Annotated in this window: 15 protein-coding genes; 12 read left to right on the top strand and 3 right to left on the bottom strand. The window is 72.4% G+C overall.

What is annotated here, in order from left to right; translation table 11 throughout:
* The first annotated feature begins 54 nt into the window (after nucleotides 1–54).
* The 7 genes from ACFULQ_RS01280 to ACFULQ_RS01250 all read left to right on the top strand — a co-directional run bounded on the left by ACFULQ_RS01280 (nucleotide 55) and on the right by ACFULQ_RS01250 (nucleotide 8,988).
* Nucleotides 55–1,392, top strand: coding sequence for a serine hydrolase domain-containing protein (locus tag ACFULQ_RS01280; RefSeq protein WP_383536413.1), 1,338 nt, complete (start codon nucleotides 55–57; stop codon nucleotides 1,390–1,392).
* A 215-nt stretch (nucleotides 1,393–1,607) separates the two neighbouring features.
* Nucleotides 1,608–3,119 carry a CAP domain-containing protein gene (locus ACFULQ_RS01275; protein WP_383536411.1) on the top strand — a complete coding sequence of 504 codons (1,512 nt, stop codon included), beginning with the start codon at nucleotides 1,608–1,610 and terminating at the stop codon, nucleotides 3,117–3,119.
* Between the two features lie 121 nt (nucleotides 3,120–3,240).
* On the top strand, nucleotides 3,241–3,918 hold the full coding sequence (locus ACFULQ_RS01270; RefSeq protein WP_383536409.1) for an AIM24 family protein: 678 nt from the start codon (nucleotides 3,241–3,243) through the stop codon (nucleotides 3,916–3,918).
* A gap of 179 nt (nucleotides 3,919–4,097) precedes the next feature.
* Nucleotides 4,098–5,138, top strand: a complete 1,041-nt coding sequence (locus ACFULQ_RS01265) for a tetratricopeptide repeat protein (protein ID WP_383536407.1) — start codon at nucleotides 4,098–4,100, stop codon at nucleotides 5,136–5,138.
* On the top strand, nucleotides 5,135–6,109 hold the full coding sequence (locus tag ACFULQ_RS01260) for a polyprenyl synthetase family protein (protein ID WP_383536405.1): 975 nt from the start codon (nucleotides 5,135–5,137) through the stop codon (nucleotides 6,107–6,109). The genes ACFULQ_RS01265 and ACFULQ_RS01260 overlap by 4 nt, the downstream gene beginning before the upstream one ends.
* A gap of 111 nt (nucleotides 6,110–6,220) precedes the next feature.
* Nucleotides 6,221–7,180, top strand: a complete 960-nt coding sequence (locus tag ACFULQ_RS01255; protein ID WP_383536403.1) for a threonine/serine dehydratase — start codon at nucleotides 6,221–6,223, stop codon at nucleotides 7,178–7,180.
* Nucleotides 7,181–7,356: 176 nt separating this feature from the next.
* On the top strand, nucleotides 7,357–8,988 hold the full coding sequence (locus ACFULQ_RS01250; protein WP_383536401.1) for a serine/threonine protein kinase: 1,632 nt from the start codon (nucleotides 7,357–7,359) through the stop codon (nucleotides 8,986–8,988).
* A gap of 17 nt (nucleotides 8,989–9,005) precedes the next feature.
* Here ACFULQ_RS01250 and ACFULQ_RS01245 read toward each other — a convergent pair whose 3' ends face one another.
* Nucleotides 9,006–10,424, bottom strand: a complete 1,419-nt coding sequence (locus ACFULQ_RS01245) for a serine hydrolase domain-containing protein (protein WP_383536399.1) — start codon at nucleotides 10,422–10,424, stop codon at nucleotides 9,006–9,008.
* A 106-nt stretch (nucleotides 10,425–10,530) separates the two neighbouring features.
* On the opposite strand from ACFULQ_RS01245, the gene ACFULQ_RS01240 reads away from it, so the two are divergent.
* The 4 genes from ACFULQ_RS01240 to ACFULQ_RS01225 all read left to right on the top strand — a co-directional run bounded on the left by ACFULQ_RS01240 (nucleotide 10,531) and on the right by ACFULQ_RS01225 (nucleotide 14,015).
* Nucleotides 10,531–11,502 (top strand): LLM class F420-dependent oxidoreductase, encoded by a 972-nt coding sequence (locus tag ACFULQ_RS01240; protein ID WP_383536397.1) that lies wholly within the window; start codon nucleotides 10,531–10,533, stop codon nucleotides 11,500–11,502.
* Between the two features lie 121 nt (nucleotides 11,503–11,623).
* Nucleotides 11,624–12,715, top strand: coding sequence for a hypothetical protein (locus ACFULQ_RS01235; protein ID WP_383536395.1), 1,092 nt, complete (start codon nucleotides 11,624–11,626; stop codon nucleotides 12,713–12,715).
* A 61-nt stretch (nucleotides 12,716–12,776) separates the two neighbouring features.
* On the top strand, nucleotides 12,777–13,214 hold the full coding sequence (locus ACFULQ_RS01230) for an SsgA family sporulation/cell division regulator (protein WP_383536393.1): 438 nt from the start codon (nucleotides 12,777–12,779) through the stop codon (nucleotides 13,212–13,214).
* 105 nt (nucleotides 13,215–13,319) lie between these two features.
* Nucleotides 13,320–14,015 (top strand): DUF2238 domain-containing protein, encoded by a 696-nt coding sequence (locus ACFULQ_RS01225; protein WP_383536391.1) that lies wholly within the window; start codon nucleotides 13,320–13,322, stop codon nucleotides 14,013–14,015.
* Here the strand turns inward: ACFULQ_RS01225 and ACFULQ_RS01220 are convergent.
* Both ACFULQ_RS01220 and ACFULQ_RS01215 read right to left on the bottom strand, forming a co-directional pair.
* On the bottom strand, nucleotides 13,933–14,421 hold the full coding sequence (locus ACFULQ_RS01220) for a DUF6328 family protein (protein ID WP_383536389.1): 489 nt from the start codon (nucleotides 14,419–14,421) through the stop codon (nucleotides 13,933–13,935). The two genes, ACFULQ_RS01225 and ACFULQ_RS01220, sit on opposite strands and share 83 nt — an antisense overlap.
* An 80-nt stretch (nucleotides 14,422–14,501) precedes the next feature.
* On the bottom strand, nucleotides 14,502–15,485 hold the full coding sequence (locus ACFULQ_RS01215; protein ID WP_383536387.1) for an aldo/keto reductase: 984 nt from the start codon (nucleotides 15,483–15,485) through the stop codon (nucleotides 14,502–14,504).
* Between the two features lie 136 nt (nucleotides 15,486–15,621).
* Here ACFULQ_RS01215 and ACFULQ_RS01210 point away from each other — a divergent pair, with 136 nt between their 5' ends.
* Entirely contained in the window at nucleotides 15,622–17,346 is a 1,725-nt protein-coding gene (locus ACFULQ_RS01210; RefSeq protein WP_383536385.1) for a cholesterol oxidase substrate-binding domain-containing protein, read from the top strand.
* Nucleotides 17,347–17,359 lie beyond the last annotated feature (13 nt).

The following is a 17,359-nucleotide window of genomic DNA, read 5'->3' as shown; positions in this document are numbered from 1 at the left end:
AAAGAAGCAGGATTGCCTGTGCCGTTGCTGTGCCCAGCGAAGGAGAAGAGCCGGATGACATCAGTGAGAGTGCTCGTCGGGACGGTGGCCGGGGCGGTCCTGCTGCCCCTGCTCGCGAGCCCCGCCCATGCCGATGCGAACGCCGGACCCGCGGTGGATCTCGCAGGTCTGCGGGGCGTGTTGCGGTCCGCGCTGACCCAGGGGGCGCCGGGCGCCATGGCCCGGGTCGAGGACCGGGGCACGGTGTTCCGGGCCGCCGCCGGGGTCGCGGACCGCGGGACCGCGCGGGCGATGGGCGACGCCGACCGGTTCCGCATCGGCAGCGTCACCAAGACGTTCACCGCCGTGGTCCTGCTCCAGCTGGTCGACGAGAAGAAGCTGAAGCTCGACGCATCGGTCAACCGCTATCTGCCGGGGCTGCTGCCCGACGACCGGATCACCGTGCGGCAGGTGCTGGGCCACCGCAGCGGGCTCCACGACTACACCAACGACATGTTCGCCAAAACGGTCCCGGGCTTCGAGGCGGTCCGCAAGAAGGTCTTCACGCCCACCGAGCTCGTGAAGCGCTCGCTGAGCAAGCCGCGCACCAACGCGCCGGGCGCGAAGTACGCGTACTCGAACACCAACTTCGTGATCGCCGGGATGCTGGTCGAGAAGCTGACCGGGAACCCGGTGGGCACCGAGTACCAGAACCGGATCATCGAGCCGCTGAAGCTGCGCGACACGTTCTACGTGCACCCGGGCATGAAGATCCCGGGCCGGTACGCGCGCGGCTATCTCACCCCGGACCAGGCGGGCGCGCCGCTCGTCGACGCGACCGAGCAGACCGTGTCGTGGGCGCAGGGCGCCGGCGCGCTGATCTCCAGCACCCGGGACCTCAACACCTTCCTGTCCGCGCTGCTCCAGGGCCGGCTCACCTCGGCCGCTCAACTGGCGCAGATGGAGCGGTGGATGCCGGCGGGGACCGGTGTGGCGTACGGCCTCGGGCTGCGCCGGCGCGATCTGTCGTGCGGGGTCTCGGTGTACGGGCACACGGGCGCCGTGCAGGGCTTCTACACGTACGCGTTCGCCTCGAAGGACGGCAAGCGGAGCCTGGCCGCGGTCGCCAACATCTCCAACAACGGCACGGTCCTCAACACCATGCTGCGCACGCTGGACTCGGCGTTCTGCGGCAAGACGACGAAGGCTCCGCTCGGCACGGGGGGGCAAGGTCGCGCGCGGCAGGGCGCCGGTGGAACGGCACGAGGACATGGCACCGGCGGTGACGGTGGACTGAGGCCGTGCGGGAACCCGCGCCTGGGCTCTGGCAGGGCGGGAACCCCGGCCTGGGCTGAGGCTGTGCGGGACATCCCGCCTGGGCTGAGGCTGTGCGGGACATCCCGCCTGGGCTGAGGCTGTGCGGGACATCCCGCCTGGGCTGAGGCTGTGCGGGACATCCCGCGTGGGCTGAGGCCTGGCGGGAATCCTCGCCTGGGCTGAGTGCGGGCGGGAACCCCCCGCCTGGACTGAGTGCGGGCGGGAACCCCCCGCCTGGGCTGAGGCCGGGCGGGAACCCGCGCTCCCCGGTGGGCGTTGCTCTCAGCGAGCGACGACACCAGGGCGGCACGATGAGCGAGTTGGTTCCCGGGGGCAATCTGCCCCTGCCCGAAGGGGCCGTCACCGTGCGGGTGGCCGGCCCCTTCGACGTGTCCGCGCTCGTCACGGACGAGGGCGGCAAGGTCCGCGGCGACGCCGACTTCGTGTTCTACAACCAGCCCTCCGCTCCTGGCATCCGGCTCACCGGCGACACCCTGACCGTCGATCCCCGCCGCCTGCGCGCGGGCGCCGCCCGGGTCACGGTGGTCGTCAGCGCGGCCGACCCCGCCGCTGTCCTGGGCCGACTGCCCGTGCCGGTTCTCGAGGTCGCCCGGGTGAGTGGCGGCCCGTTGGCCCGGTTCACACCCTCACGGCCACGCCAGGAGACGGTGCTGCTGCTCGCGGAGCTCTACCGGCGCGGCGACGGCTGGAAGCTGCGGGCGCTGGGGCAGGGGTACGCGGACGGACTCGCGGGGCTGGCGCGGGACTTCGGGGTGGACGTGCTGGAGGAGACGCCGACGGCCACGGGGGCTGCCGCGTCGGTCACGACAGGGGCGGGGCGTCCGACGACCGCCCGGCCGGCACATCCCGCGGCACCTGGCTCGCCGGCGCACGGGCTCCCGGCCGCACCCGCCCCGCCGACGCAACGCTTTCCTTCGGCGCCCCGGCGAGCCTCCGAGCCGTATCCGCGGCCTCCGGCACCTCCATCGCCGCCACCCACTCCACCGGCGCCCCGACCCACACCCAGTTCCCCCACCCGCTCCCCCGACCTGGACACCTTCCTGACCCTGGTCAACTCGGCCCGCACCACGGCAGGTTCGCCACCGGTCACCCTCGACCCCCGGCTCACCGAAGCCGCCCACTCCCACGCCTCCGCCATGGCCTCCGCGGGCCGCCTGGGCGTCGAGGGGCCGGACGGCGTCTCCGTCTTCCAGCGCGTCACCGCCACCGGCTACGCGTACATCACCGTCGGCGAACACCTCGTCTCCGGTCCGCGCAACCCGGCCGAGTTCGTCGAGTACTGCCTGCGCACCGAGCAGCCGCGTCGGACCCTGCGGGACGCGGCCTTCACCCACGCCGGTCTGGCGTACGTCTCCCGGGGCCGCTCCGGCGACACGTACTGGACGGCGCTGTGGGCCAGGCCCCTGACCACCGCCGACCTCGCCCGGACCGCCGACGAGGTGGTCGTCCTCACCAACCGGGAACGGGCCAAGGCCGGTCTGCCGCCGCTCGCCGTCGATCACCACCTCGCCGGGGCCGCGCAGGCGTACAGCACCGACATGGCCGCCCGCGCCTTCTACTCCCACACCTCGCCCGAGGGCACCCAGCCCTGGGACCGGGCCGCGGCCGCGGGCTCCACCCGGCGGTCGATCGGGGAGAACATCGCGTGCGGACAGCGCTCGGCCGGCGAGGTCGTCGAGGGCTGGATGAACAGTCCCGGCCACCGCGCCAACATCCTGAAACCCGGCTTCACCCACATCGGCGTCGGCTTCGCGGGCGGCGGTCCGGCGGGCACGTACTGGACCCAGCTGTTCGGCGGCTGAATCCCGCTCCTGGTCCCCCGAGCTGATTCCCGCACCTGATTCCCGCACCTGATTCCCGCACCTGATTCCCGCAGCTGTTGGGATCTTGGCGGAAGGAATCCCTCCGGGCCAGGATGCCCCCATGAAGGGTGACCTCTTTTCCAGTGAGCACATGGTGCAGCCGGCCACCGCGCCGGGCATGACGGTCGAGAACTCCAAGTGCATCAGGTACGCGGTGCACGGCGAGATGCTCGCCCGCCAGGGGGCGATGGTCGCCTACCGCGGCAATCTCCAGTTCGAGCGCAAGGGCCAGGGCGTCGGCGGCATGCTCAAGCGGGCCGTCACCGGTGAGGGGCTGCCCCTGATGACGGTGCGCGGTCAGGGCGAGGCCTGGTTCGCGCACGAGGCCCAGAACTGCTTCATCGTCGACGTGGAACCGGGTGACGAGTTCACCGTCAACGGCCGCAACGTCCTGTGCTTCGACGCCTCGTTGGCGTACCGGATATCGACCGTGAAGGGCGCGGGCATAGCCGGGGGCGGTCTGTTCAACAGCGTCTTCACGGGCCACGGCAGGCTCGGTCTGGTCTGCGAGGGCAACCCGCTGGTGATCCCGGTCTCGCCCGAGTTCCCGGTGTACGTCGACACCGACGCGGTCGTCGGGTGGACCGCGGGCCTCGGCACCTCGCTCCACCGTTCACAGTCCATCGGGTCGATGCTGCGCGGCGGTTCGGGCGAGGCGGTGCAGCTGATGCTCCAGGGCTCGGGCTACGTCGTCGTACGACCGAGCGAGGCGACCCCGCAGAAGGCCCAGCAGCACTGACACCCGCTGCTCGCACGGGTGATCTGCGCCTCACAGGCAACCCGTCCGGCTCCGTCCACGTCTTGACCGGCGACAGGTGAGGGCCCCGGCCTCCGGGCCGGGGCTCATTTTCGACGCACTATACGCACCATGTATACACGGCATGTATAGATGGGGTGCATACGGACGGAAAGGCATGCATGTACGGCAAGGCATTCGCCCCTGAGTACCAGGGCGCCCTCACCACCCTCTCCGTGAACTCCTCGCTGGACGACGTACTGGCCGCCGGTACCGAGCAGTTGAGAGCGGCCGAGCGGGCCGGGCGGCACGGTGAGGCGGCACGCTCAGGACTCGCGGTCGCCGAGGCCCAGCGCCGGCTCGGGCGGATCACCGACGCCGACCGGACCTGGAAGGCCAGTTACCGCGCCGCCCGACGGGCCGAGGACACCGCGGGGATGGCGTGGGCGCTGTGGAGCGGCGGCACACTGGCCCGGCAGCGCGGCGCATTCGCGCTGGCGCGACGGCTGTTGGGTCTCGCGGCCGACCTGGGCGAGCGCGGCGGGGACGTCGTCGTACGCGGCTACTCGCTCGCGGGACTGGCCGAGACGGGCCGCATCCAGGGCGACTACGAGGCCGTCGGCCGACTGCACGAGCAGTTGCTCGCCGAGGCCAGGCGGCGCGGCGAGGCCCGGCACACGGTGTGGGCGCTGTCGGGCATCGCGCAGATGCACCGCAACACCGGGTCCTACGACACCGCGTTCGCCATGTTCGAGGAGGCGGCCCGGATCGCCGCGGACGCCGACGACCGGCGCGGTCACGCCTGGGCGCAGCGCGGACTCGCGGACCTCGTCTCGGTGCGCGACGGCGACACCGAGCGGGCCCTCGCCCTGCTGTCGGAGGCGGAGACGACGTGCCGCACGATGAACCTCTCCAGCGCGCTGGCCTACAACCACAAGATGCGCGGCAACGTCCTCTACCGGGCCGGTCGTTACCCCGAGGCACGCGAGCTCTACGAGCAGGCGCTCGCGGAGTTCCGCGCCATGAGCGAGCCGCGCGGGGAGGCGCTGGCCCGGCTGGGGCTCGCCAAGTCCCTGGCCCGCCTCGGCCGAGACCAGGCCGAGACCGCGGCCGAACTGGACGACCTGGCACGGCTGTTGGAGCGGACCGGGCTGCGGCACGCGCGGGAGATGGTGGCGCGGGCCCAGGAGGAGTTCGGCGTGCGGACGGAGGCGGTACGGTGACGACCCTCGCCGCTCCCGAAGTCCTCACCCGCTGCCGCGAGTTGGTGCGACCGGCGCTCCAGGAGGCCGTCGGGGACCTGCATCCCTGGGTGCGGGAGATGGCCGCGTACTCCTTCGGCTGGTGCGAGGTCGGCGGCGCCCCCGCCGCCGCGTCCGGTGGCAAGGGCGTACGGCAGGCGCTCGCCGTGCTCGGCGCGGAGGCGGCCGGCGCGCCCGCCCGGGCCGGGGTACCGGCGGCGGTCGCCGTGGAGTTGGTGCACGTCTTCTCCCTGCTCCACGACGACATCATGGACGGCGACCCGGCCCGCCGCGGCCGAGCCACCGTGTGGAAGGCGTACGGCACGGGCCCGGCGGTCCTCGCGGGCGACGCCCTGTTCGCGCTGGCCGTGGCGAGAGTGGCCGACTCCGGCGCCGGGGCCGTGCGCCTGCTGTCCGCCGCGCTCCTGGACCTGGTGCGCGGTCAGGCCGACGACCTCCTGTTCGCCACGCGTCCCTGGAGGGGACCGGAGCGGGTCCGGCCGCAGGAGTACCGGGTCATGGCCGAGGGCAAGACCGGAGCGCTGCTGGGCTGCGCCGCCGCACTGGGCGCCCTGCTCGGTGGGGCGCCGCCCGCCGAGGTGGCCGCGCTGGACCGGGCCGGACGGCACCTGGGGGTCGCGTTCCAGATCGTCGACGACGTCCTGGGCATCTGGGGCGATCCCCTGGTCACCGGGAAGCCCGTGCACGGCGATCTGCGGGAGCGGAAGAAGACGTTCCCGGTGCTGGCCGCGCTCGACGCGCCGACACCCGCGGCAGCGCGCCTGGCCCGGCTCCTGGAGACGGACGGCGCTCCACGCGAGGTCGCGGCGCTGGTCGAGGAGTGCGGCGGCAGGTCGGCCGCCCTCGCCGAGGCACGCCGTCACCTGGCGTACGCCGAGCCGGTGGAGGCGCTGCGGCCGCTCTTGGACCACCTGCTGCTGCGCGAGGTGTGACGCCTCGCCCGCCGGGTGTCCGGCGCGGTCCGTGCGGGCAGGGTCCGGGTTGACCGGCGCCGACCATGAGGAGAGGGTTCGGGAGGACCTCTCCCGCGGAAGGAAGACCTCTTGATCGGCATCACGGACATCGAGCGGCAGGCCGGGCTGATCGCCGGGCACGTCGTACGCACGCCGACCCTGCCCAGCCCCGGCCTGTCCGCCCTGCTCGGTGCGCCCGTCACCGTCAAGCTCGAACTGCTCCAGCGCACCGGCTCGTTCAAGGCGCGCGGGGCAACGGCCAAGCTGCTGTCGCTGAGCGCGGCGGAGCGGGCGGCCGGGGTCGTCGCGGTCAGCGGCGGCAATCACGGGATCGCCCTCGCCCACATGGCCGCCGCCCTGGACATCAAGGCGACGGTGGTCATGCCGCGGTCGGCGCCCGCCCGGTCCGTGGAGATCGTGGAGGCCTCCGGTGCGTCGCTGCGGCTGACGGACGACATGGACGGCGCGTTCTCGCTCGTGAACCGGCTGCGGGACGAAGGGCTGACGCTGGTCCACCCCTTCGACGACCCGCTGGTGATCGCCGGACAGGGCACGGTGGGACTGGAGTTCGCCGACGACGCGGACGACCTCACCGACGTCCTCGTGAGCGTCGGGGGCGGCGGTCTGATCGCCGGGGTCGCGGCGGCGCTGCGGGCGCGTCGACCGGGGGTCAGGGTCTGGGGCGTGGAGACCGAGGGCGCCGAGGCCATGTCCCGGGCGCTCGCCCGGGGCGGCCCGGTGCCGGTTCCGCTGTCCTCGGTGGTGTCCACACTGAGTGCCCCGGCCGTGTCCAGGCTGACGTACGACCATGCGGCGGCCCTGGTCACCGAGGTTCTCGTGGTGCCGGACCGGGAGGCCGTGCGGGGCTGCCTGGACCTCGCCGAGCACGCCAAGGTGTGGGGCGAACCGGCGGCCGGCTGCCTCCTGCCCGCCGCTCGGCGGGTACTGGAACGGGTCGGCGACACCTGCCGGTTGGGCCTTGTGGTGTGCGGCGGCAACACGACCACCGCGGAGGTCATGACGTGGGCCGAGGGGTTCGGACTGCGGTGAGCGAAGCGGTTCGGACCGCGGTGAGCAAAGCGCTCGACTCCGTTCGTTCTACTGACTTGTGAGTCAGATACCGACCGACCAGAAAGCGGATTCCACCGGTTGAGGATTTGATTGAACGGACCCCGCCGCACCCGCCGTACCTCTGTGAAAGGTGAGAGCCAGGGGTTCAGCGAGGGATGACCATGGTCAAGGCGCACGTGTCCGCACATGAGTTGGTCGCCGGACGGTACCGGCCCCTCGACGTGCTGCATCGCGAGACCAATCGGAGCTGCTGGTACGGCGAGGACGTCTCGACCGAACGCCCCTGTCTCCTCACCGAGATCGGGCTCCCGGCCTCGACGGACGAGGAGACCGCGCTGCGCACCGCCGCGGGCGTCGTGCGGATGTCCAAGACCATGCGGGTGGTCTCCCCCGGCCGGATCGCCTCGGTCGTCGACGCCGTGGTGCAGGAGGGCTCCCTGTGGACCGTCACCGAACCCGTCGACGGCGTACCGCTCGGTGAACTCCTCAACCGGCAGGGGACGTTCGGCCATGTGCAGGCGGCACGCATCGGCCTGGAGCTGCTGGAGGTGCTGGAGGCGGCGCACGGCGAGGGGATCACCCACGGCGAGCTCAGCCCGGGCCAGGTGTTCGTGCGCGACCGGGGTTCCGTGGTGGTCACCGGCTTCGGCCTGGCCGGCGCGACCCTCGCCCCGAGGCTCTCGGCACCGTCGTACGCCTCCCCCGAACAGGCTCGCGACGAGCGCATCGGCCCGGCCGCCGACCTGTGGGCGCTCGGCGCGATCCTCTACACCCTGGTGGAGGGCCGGCCGCCCTTCCGGGACCGCGACCGTCCCGCGGCCACCCTGAAGGGGGTCGACCGGCTGCCACTGCGGGCACCGGTGCGGGCCGGGCCGCTCACCCAGATCGTGCAGGGGCTGCTGCGCAAGAACTCCCAGGAGCGGCTGACCCGCTGGGCCGTGCGCGACGCCCTCGTGAAGGTCCTCAGCGCGGAGCCCGAGGGGGCCCTGCCGGAGGAGCCCAGGCAGCGTCTGCGCGGCCTGCCCGGCATGGCCTCGGGCCGCGGCAGCCGCCTCCTGATCGCGGGCACCGCCCTGGCCGTGGTGACGGTGGCCGCCGCCGTCCTCACGGTCACCAACGCGCTGCCCGGCACCGACTCCGCGACGACCGGCGAGGCGCCCGCACCGTCCGCCTCCGCGTCCGCCCCGGCACCGCCGTCCCCGTCCGTCTCCACGCCCCCGTCCCCCTCGGCCTCCGCGCCCGCGAACCGCACCGACGAGACCTCCGCCCCACCCACGCCCACGCCGACCCGGTCGGCGTCCGCCACCGCGGGCACCGGGTTGCCGGCCGGCTATCGCACGTACCACTCCCCCGAAGGCTTCTCCGTCGCTCTGCCCAAGGGCTTCAAGCCGCTCAGCACCTCGCGCCAGGAGGACCTGGCCTACCTCGTCACCTTCGGCGCCGCCGGCGACCCGCGCACCCTCGCCGTCAGGTACAGCGAGGCCGTGGGCTCGGACGCGGTGGCCGTCTGGCGCGACGACGTGGAGCCAAGTCTCGAGGACAACCCCGGCTACGAACGGATCGGCGACATCCGCGCGACGACCTACCAGGGCCGGGAGGCCGCCGACATGCAGTGGATCGAGCAGGTCGACGGCACCCGGGTGCGCACCTTCGGCCGCGGTTTCCTCATCGGCGAGGGCCGCGGCTACTCCCTGCGCTGGACGACCCCGGCGGCCGACTGGAACGACGACGCGAACCAGGAGGCGCTGAACACCTTCCTGCGCACCTTCCGCGTGCCCTCGGACTGAGCGCCTCCCGCGTGCCCTCAGGCTGACGCCCGCGGCGCCCTCATCCGTCGCAGCGGCCCGGCGTGCAGCGGGCGGGTGCGCCAGTGCGCGGTGAACGTCCGGTCGCCCGGCGAGCACGTGATCAGCAGGTGGTGCGGGGTCTCCAGGAACGCCACGTCGATGTCGATGGTCTCCGCGTCGCTCCAACCGCCGCTCACCGCGACCGGCAGCGGCTCGTCGACGACCCTCCAGCCGCCCTCCCCGAGCCCGGCCCCCAGGTCCAGCCGCTCGCCGTCGTCCACCAGGGTCAGGCGGCCCGCCGGGCCCACCTCGACGGCGGTCAGGCTCGGTTGGTCCGCACAGGTGCCGCCGGCGGGAGTGAACACGGTCGTGTCCTCCGCGGCGACCGCCTTGCCCTCGGCGGGCGGCAGCGCGAGCCGTGTCAGACGGTCGGCCAGAGCCGCGTCCGCCGCCTCCCGCCCGGACAGCGGGCCGGGTCCGAAGGCGGGAAGCAGATGCTCCCAGGCCAGGTCCAGGACCTGCTGCATCTCCTCGGTCTGCGAGGTGATGGCCAGCACGGCGTCCTGCTCGGGCAGCACCACGCAGAACTGCCCGTAGGCCCCGTCCCCGCGGTAGCCGTGCCGGGCCATCCAGAACTGGAAACCGTACCCCTGCTGCCAGTCCGGCCAGCCGACCTCCGGCCCGGCCTCGTGGGCGATCTGGGCCCGCGTGGCCTCGGCCACCCACCACTCGGGCAGCAGCCGCTCGCCCTCCCACATCCCGCCCCGCAGGTACAGCAGGCCCAGTCGGGCGATCGCGTCGGTGGTGGCGTGCAGTCCGCTGAAGCCGAGCTCGCGGCCCGCCCGGTCGTGGATCCAGTCCGCCCGGCCGATGCCGAGCGGCTCGAACAGCCGGGGCCGCAGGTACTCGGTGAGCGTCTGGCCGGTGACCCGCTGCACGATCGCGCCGAGCGTGTAGGTGGCGGGCTGGTTGTAGGCGAAGACCGTGCCCGGATCGCGGTCCGGCGGGATCAGCAGGAAGCCCCGGACCAGCTCCTGACGGTCCTGCGCCAACGCCCGGTCCACCGTCTCCGCCACATGCCCGCTGGCCATCGACGCCACATGCCGGACCAGCATCGCGCGGCTGCGCGGGTCGGTGATGTCGGCCTCGAACTCCGGGAAGTACGAGATCACCGGGTCGTCCAGCCGGATCAGCCCCTCGGCCACGGCGAACCCGGCGGCCGTGGCCGTGAAGCTCTTGCTGAGCGAGTACAGGAGCTGGGGCCGGTCCGGGGTGTACGGCGACCACCAGCCCGAGGCCACGACCTGGCCGTGACGCACCAGCATCAGGCTGTGCGGCTCGATGCGCGGGTCGGATTCGAGGGCGTCGAGGAAGGCCTGTATGCCCCCGGCGTCGACGCCCTGGGCTGCGGGGGTGCTCGTGGGCAGGGAACTCATGCCGGCATCCTGCCGTGTTTCCCGGTCTTGATCGAGAGGGCCCCGGGGTGATCGGCGGACGTCGGAAGACCCGTTTTCCCCTCCGGCCACCGGGGACTCGGAAACCATGGTGCAAATCGGATACACGATGATGACCGAGCAGGCCGGCCCCCGGGACCTCGTGGGCCATGTGGTGCGCGCCGAGGAGGTCGGTTACGACTTCTCGGTGACCTCGGACCACTACTTCCCGTGGCTGCGGTCGCAGGGGCACTCGCCGTACGCGTGGAGCGTGCTCGGGGCGGCCGCGCAGGCGACCTCGCGGATCCCGCTGATGACCTACGTCACGTGTCCTTCCTTCCGCTACCACCCCGCGGTGGTGGCGCAGAAGGCGGCGACCATGCAACTGCTCTCCGAGGGCCGGTTCCGGCTGGGCCTCGGCTCGGGCGAGAACCTCAACGAGCATGTGGTGGGCGGGGGCTGGCCGGCGGCCGACGTACGGCACGAGATGCTGGAGGAGGCCGTGGAGATCATCCGCGCGCTCTTCCGGGGCGGTCATGTGAACCACCGCGGGCAGCATTTCGACGTGGAGTCGGCCCGGCTGTGGGACCTGCCGGACGAGCCGCCGCAGATCGGCCTCGCCGTCTCCGGCGAGCAGTCGTGCGAACTGGCCGGGCGCCTCGCCGACCTGGTCATCGCCACCGAGCCCAAGGCGGGCCTGCTCGACGCGTTCGACCGGCACGGCGGCGCGGGCAAGCCGCGTGTGGGCCAACTGCCCGTCTGCTACGACCCCGACCGGGACACGGCGATCAAGCGGGCGCACTCGCAGTTCCGGTGGTTCGGCAGCGGCTGGAAGGTCAACTCCGAGCTTCCGCACCCGGACGCCTTCGAGGCGGCAACCCAGTTCGTCACTCCGGACGACGTCGCGGCCGCGATCCCCTGCGGTGACGACCCCGACGACTTCGTCGAGGCGGTACGGCCGTACGCGGAGGCGGGGTTCACCGAGATCGCGATGGTGCAGATCGGCGGGGACACCCAGCCGGCGTTCCTGGACTGGTCGGAGAAGACCCTGCTGCCCGCGCTGCGCGACGCGTTCGCCTGAGCGCGACGGCTGCCGGGGCGCGACCTGGGGGTGCAATAGGCTTCCGAGCTGCACGTCGTGCGGTCCGCAACCGGTCCGGCACGGTGTGCGGTCCGACCGAGCCTGCCCAGGAGAAGCACCTGTGACCACAGCGATCGACCCGTCCGAGACGCCCGCGGAGAGCCCGGTCGACACCCCGGCCGAGATCTGGGTGGAGCCCTCGGCCGAGACGTCCCCGGCCCCGCTGTCCGACCTCGTCGCGCGGGACGCCCGCGAGTTCGGGGTGTACGCGCGGACCGGCGGGTGGGCCTTCGGCCTGATGGTGGCGCGCAGTGTGCGCCCCGGCGGTCAGGGCGCGGACGAGACGCCGAAGGTGTCCGCGAAGGAGTTCGCCGAACTCGCCGGCTGCTCCCCCGAGCGGGTCCTGCGCTACTACAAGGCCTGGGACCGGGCCGCCGACGACGGCATGGTCCCGCACTTCGAGGCCCTGTCCCCGGGCCAGGAGGTGGAACTGCCGGACGCGGACGTGTGGCTCGACTACTACTCCTCCCGCAGCAGCGCCACGTCCGACCGCGGCACCGCCATCGCGGAGGCCGCCGAGGCCGAGGGCATCCGCCCCACGAAGGCCCTGGAGGTCGCCGAGAACCCGACCGCCCTGCGCGCCGCGATCCTCGCCGACCCCTCGACCGCCCGGGCCGCGCGCAGCGCGCTGCTCGACCGCGTCAAGGAGGACCCGGAACTTCAGGCCTCGCTGGCCCGGGACGTGGTGCGCACGGACGACCTGAAGAAGGCCGTGGCCACCGAGAGCCGGGCCGCCGACCGGATCGGGTACGTCCGCCAGATCGCCGAGTCGGGTCAGGTGAAGACCCCGGCCGGGCAGACCATCGACGCACCGGCGGACCTCCGCCAGGAGGCCGAGCGCCACCTGTCGCTCCTGGCGGAGCTGGAGGAGGACGAGGACACCGGCGAGTGGGCGGCCGAGGCGTTCGACACCATGAAGTCGCTCGTCGCCGAGGCCGTGGAGGCCGATCCCGAACTCCGGGTCCAAGAACGGCGGACCAAGTTCTACAGCAGCCTCCAGAAGGCGACCAGGGCTTTCGAGGAGCTGACCTTCGACGACGCCCAGGACTTCTACGAGGACGACATGGTCCAGCAGCTGGAGGAACTCCAGCGGGCCATCGCCTCGTGCATCACGTCCCTGCGCGGCGCGAAGGGGAATCACCCGGACAGCTGAGCATTGTGGCCGTGGGAGGGGTACTAGAGGGCTCTACGTCGTTCTCCCCGGAGGCCTCCAGGTGAACTCCTTCGTCCACAGGACCGCGCACAAGACCCTCGTCGTGCAACTCCAGGCGGGCGGCACGGGCCGGTGCCCCGTGCTCGCCCATCTGGGCTACGACGCGGCGGACCCGTTCGCCGTCACCGCGGTGTTCAGCCATGACGGCCGGGTGCTGGCGCGGTGGCGGCTCGACCGGGAGATGCTCACCGAGGGGCTGAGCGGCCCGGTGGGCGTCGGGGACGTGAGACTGAGCCCCGTGTCCACCGGGGTGTGGGAGGAGCTGCGCATGGAGTTCTACGGCGAGGCCCGCTCCGACGGGGGCCGTCAGCACGCGGTGGTCTTCGCCTGGGCCCCGGCGCTGGCCTCCTTCCTGCGCGAGACCCGCGAGATCGTGCCGCCGGGCCAGGAGGAGGTCAGCGTGGACGACTTCCTGGCCTCGGTCATCGCGGGCGGCTGAGACGGCGGCCCGGGGGGCGATACGCACCCGGACTGAGTAGCCGTACTCATGCCTCCCCCGGCGGCCTCCCCCGACGATGAGGGCTCCTACGACAAGGAGCACCCCATGACCGCTGTGCGAAGGCCGCTGCCCGTTCTGCTCGCGTGGGCCGTGGTCGCCGCGCTGGCCCTGTCCGCGTGGGGCCCGCGCGACCGCACCACCTGGTTCCTGGAGACCGTGTGGGTCCTGGTCGGGCTGCCGCTGATCGTGCTGACCTGGCGCCGTTTCCCGCTCACCGACCTGCTGTGCGTGCTGCTCGCACTCCACGCCCTCGTGCTGATCGTGGGCGGCCACTACACCTACGCGCAGGTCCCGCTCGGCGACTGGGTGCGGGACACCTTCGGGCTCGACCGCAATCCGTACGACCGCTTCGGCCACCTCATGCAGGGCTTCGTGCCGGCGGTCCTGGTGCGGGAGTTGCTCAGCCGTACCTCACCGCTGCGGGGCAGCCGCTGGCTGGCGCCGCTGACGGTGTGCGCGTGTCTGGCCTTCAGTGCCGTCTTCGAGATGCTGGAGTGGGCGGCCGCGGTGATCGGGGGCCAGGCGGCGGACGCCTTCCTGGCCACCCAGGGCGATGTCTGGGACACCCAGTGGGACATGTTCTGCGCGCTGATCGGCGCCACGGTGTCGGTGCTCGTCCTGAGCCGGGTGCACGACCGGCAACTCGACGGGCGGGCCGTCAGTCCGTCGTCGTGTAGCGGCGCCGGGTCCACAGCGGCAGGACGAACCAGCACAGCAGGTACCAGCCCACGACCGCGGTGACGAGCCAGGGGACCCAGGAGTCGTGGGTGGCGACCCGCAGGACCAGCAGCAGGGCGGCCGTCATCGTCGCCAGGAGGAGGACCAGGCCCACGAAGGTCAGCCGGGAGGCGATCCGCACGGCCTGGGGCTTGATGCGCCGCCCCGAGACCAGGCGGTGCAGGGACACCGGTCCGATCAGGGCGCCGGTGGCGCAGGAGCCGAGGACCACGGTCACGATGTAGATGACCTTGTCGGCGTCGGCCAGGTCGTTGTACTTCGGGGTGAAGACCACCGTCAGCAGGAAGCCGAACAGGATCTGCACACCCGTCTGCGCGACGCGTATCTCCTGGATGAGTTCGCCCCACATGCGGTCCGCGCGCTCTTCCTGGGTCTCGTCGCGGCCCGTCCGTCTCACCGTATCGACCATGCGCTACGGGTATCCGGTGAATGATCGTTCAAACAACAGTGCGGCTCCGGAACGGCGGTGGTCCCGGAGCCGCGCGCGGGTCACCAGCGGCTCTCGACCTGGTCCTTGATCCGGCGGTCGTAGAGGTCGCGGATCGCCGCGAGGGTCTCCTCGGACAGCGGCGGCAGCTTGGCGGCGGCCGCGTTGGCGCGGGCCTGTTCGGGCGAGCGGGCGCCGGGGATGACGGTGGTGACGCCGGGCTGCTCGATGATCCAGCGCAGGGCGAGCTGGGCCGGGGTGCAGCCCTCGGGGGCCAGTGCGGAGAACTCCGCGGCGGCCTCGACGCCGGTCGTCCAGTCGACGCCGGAGAAGGTCTCGCCGACGTCGAAGGCCTCGCCGTGCCGGTTGTAGGCGCGGTGGTCGTTCTCAGGGAAGACGGTGTCCTTGGTGTACTTGCCGGACAGCAGGCCCGAGGCCAGCGGGACGCGGGCGATGATGCCGACGCCCGCCTCCCGTGCGGCGGGCAGCACCTCCAGGAGGGGCTTCATCCGGAAGGCGTTGAGGATGATCTGCACACTCGCCACGCCCGGCCGGGCGATCGCGGTGAGCGCCTCCGCACAGGTCTCGACGCTGACGCCGTAGTGGGCGATGCGCTCCTCCTCGACCAGGGTGTCGAGGGCGTCGAACACCTCGTCGCTGGAGTAGACGGGGGTCGGCGGGCAGTGCAGCTGGACCAGGTCGATGCGGTCGACGCCGAGGTTGCGGCGGGAACGGTCGTTCCAGGCGCGGAAGTTGTCGAGGACGTAGTTCTCGGGGATCTGGTCGACGCGGCGGCCCATCTTCGTCGCGACCAGCACATGCAGATCGGGCCTGCCGCTCAGGAAGGCGGCGATGGTCTGCTCGCTGCGTCCGTCGCCGTACACGTCGGCGGTGTCGAAGAAGGTGACCCCCGACTCGGCCGCCGCCTCCAGCACCGAGAGGGCTTCCTTGTCGTCGACGTCTCCCCAGTCGGCCCCCAGCTGCCAGGTGCCGAGTCCGACGACGGATGCGTGCTGCTGAGACCTGCCGAATGTGCGCTCGTCCATGGGGGCAGTCTGTCATCCGTCGCCGACATGCGCGGAACCGGCTGCTCCGGGTCATGACCTGTGAATATTTCACTCACACGGGTGACAGCCTTCGACGTAAGGCATGCACGTGTCAACATCCGCCTAGCGTGATCCCGTGACCGATCGTTCAGTGAGCAACCACCCTCGCAACCACCCGCGGAACACGCCGTCCTGGTCCCGTCGCGGCTTCCTCACGAGTGCCGCCGCCCTGGCCGCCGTACCGATCCTGCTGCCGGCCGATCCGGCCGCCGCGGCCGAGGAGCTGCCCGGCTTCCCGGCCGGTGTGGCCCTGTACCGCTCGGCGTACCGGAACTGGGTCGGCGAGATCACCGCCGACGGGCTGTGGGCCTGTGCGCCGACGGGCCCGGACCAGGTGGTCGAGGTCGTCAACTGGGCCTGGCGGCACGGCTGGCGGGTGCGTGCCCGGGGCTCCTCGCACGGCTGGTCGCCCCTGACGATCACGGAGGGCACGGCCTCGGACGCCCCCGTCCTCCTCGTCGACACCGCCTCCCACCTCACCGGCCTGTCCCTGGACTCCGCCTCCGCGGTGCGGGCCGGCACCGGCGTGACGCTGGAGGCACTGCTCACCTACCTGGAGGGTCACGGACTCGGTGTCACCGCCGCGCCCGCGCCGGGCGACCTCACGCTGGGCGGGGCCCTGGCGATCGACGCGCACGGCACGGCCGTCCCGGCGGACGGGGAGGAGCGGCTGCCGGGGCAGACGTACGGCTCGCTCAGCAATCGCGTCCTGTCGCTGACGGCGGTGGTGTGGGACGAGGACCTCGGGGCCTACGCCCTGCGGGAGTTCAGCCGTGCCGAGGCCGACAGCGCCGCGCTGCTCGCGCATCTGGGACGCGCCTTCGTCACCGAGGTCGTCCTGCGGGTCGGGGCCGACAGCAATCTGCGGTGTGTGAGCCGGGTCGACATTCCGGCCGCCGAGCTCTTCGCGGCTCCCGGCGCGGACGGGCGGACCTTCGCGAGCTTCCTGGAGAAGGCCGGGCGCGTGGAGGCGATCTGGTTCGCCTTCACCGAGTTCCCGTGGCTGAAGGTGTGGAGCGTGGCACCCACCAAGCCGCTGACCTCGCGGCGCGTGACAACGCCGTACAACTACCCCTTCTCCGACAACGTGCCGACCCTGGTGGCCGATCTGGCCGGGCGGATGGTGTCGGACGCGGCCTGGTATCTGGCGCCGGTGCTCGGGAACGCACAGCTGGACGTGGCGACCGTGGGGCTCACCGCGACGCTGTCGGCGGACATCTGGGGGCCGTCGAAGAACACGCTGCTGTACATCAGGCCGACGACGCTGCGGGTGACCGCGAACGGGTACGCGGTGCTGACCTCGCGGGACCAGGTGCAGCGGGTCGTCTCCGAGTTCACCGACTTCTACCGGGAACGTCTGGCCGCGTACACCGCGCAGGGGCGCTTTCCCGTCAACGGGACGGTCGAGATCCGGGTCACCGGGCTCGACGATCCCGACGAGGTCGAGCTGGAGGGAGCGCGGGCGCCGCTGCTCTCGGCCCTACGGAAGGACGGGGCGCGCCCCGAGCGGGACACCGCGGTGTGGCTGGACATCCTCACCCTGCCGGGGACGCCGTACGCGGAGGCCTTCCTGCGGGAGATCGAGCGGTTCCTGTTCGACGGCTACGACGGGACGCGCGTCGAGTGGTCCAAGGGGTGGGCCTACACGGACGACGCTGTGTGGGACGACGAGGAGGTGCTCGGTACGACGATTCCCGGGTCGTTCGGGGAGGCGGTGTGGGGGCAGGCGGCCGGGGTGCTGGACCGGCTCGATCCGCACGGCGTGTTCGGCAACGCGTTCCTGGACCGGCTGTTCCGCTAGGGGGCCGCACGGG

Source organism: Streptomyces sp. NPDC057253, from assembly GCF_042669125.1.
Classification (GTDB): domain Bacteria; phylum Actinomycetota; class Actinomycetes; order Streptomycetales; family Streptomycetaceae; genus Streptomyces.
The sequence above is the reverse complement of the archived record's forward strand: the minus strand, read 5'-3'. Positions and strand labels throughout refer to the sequence as shown.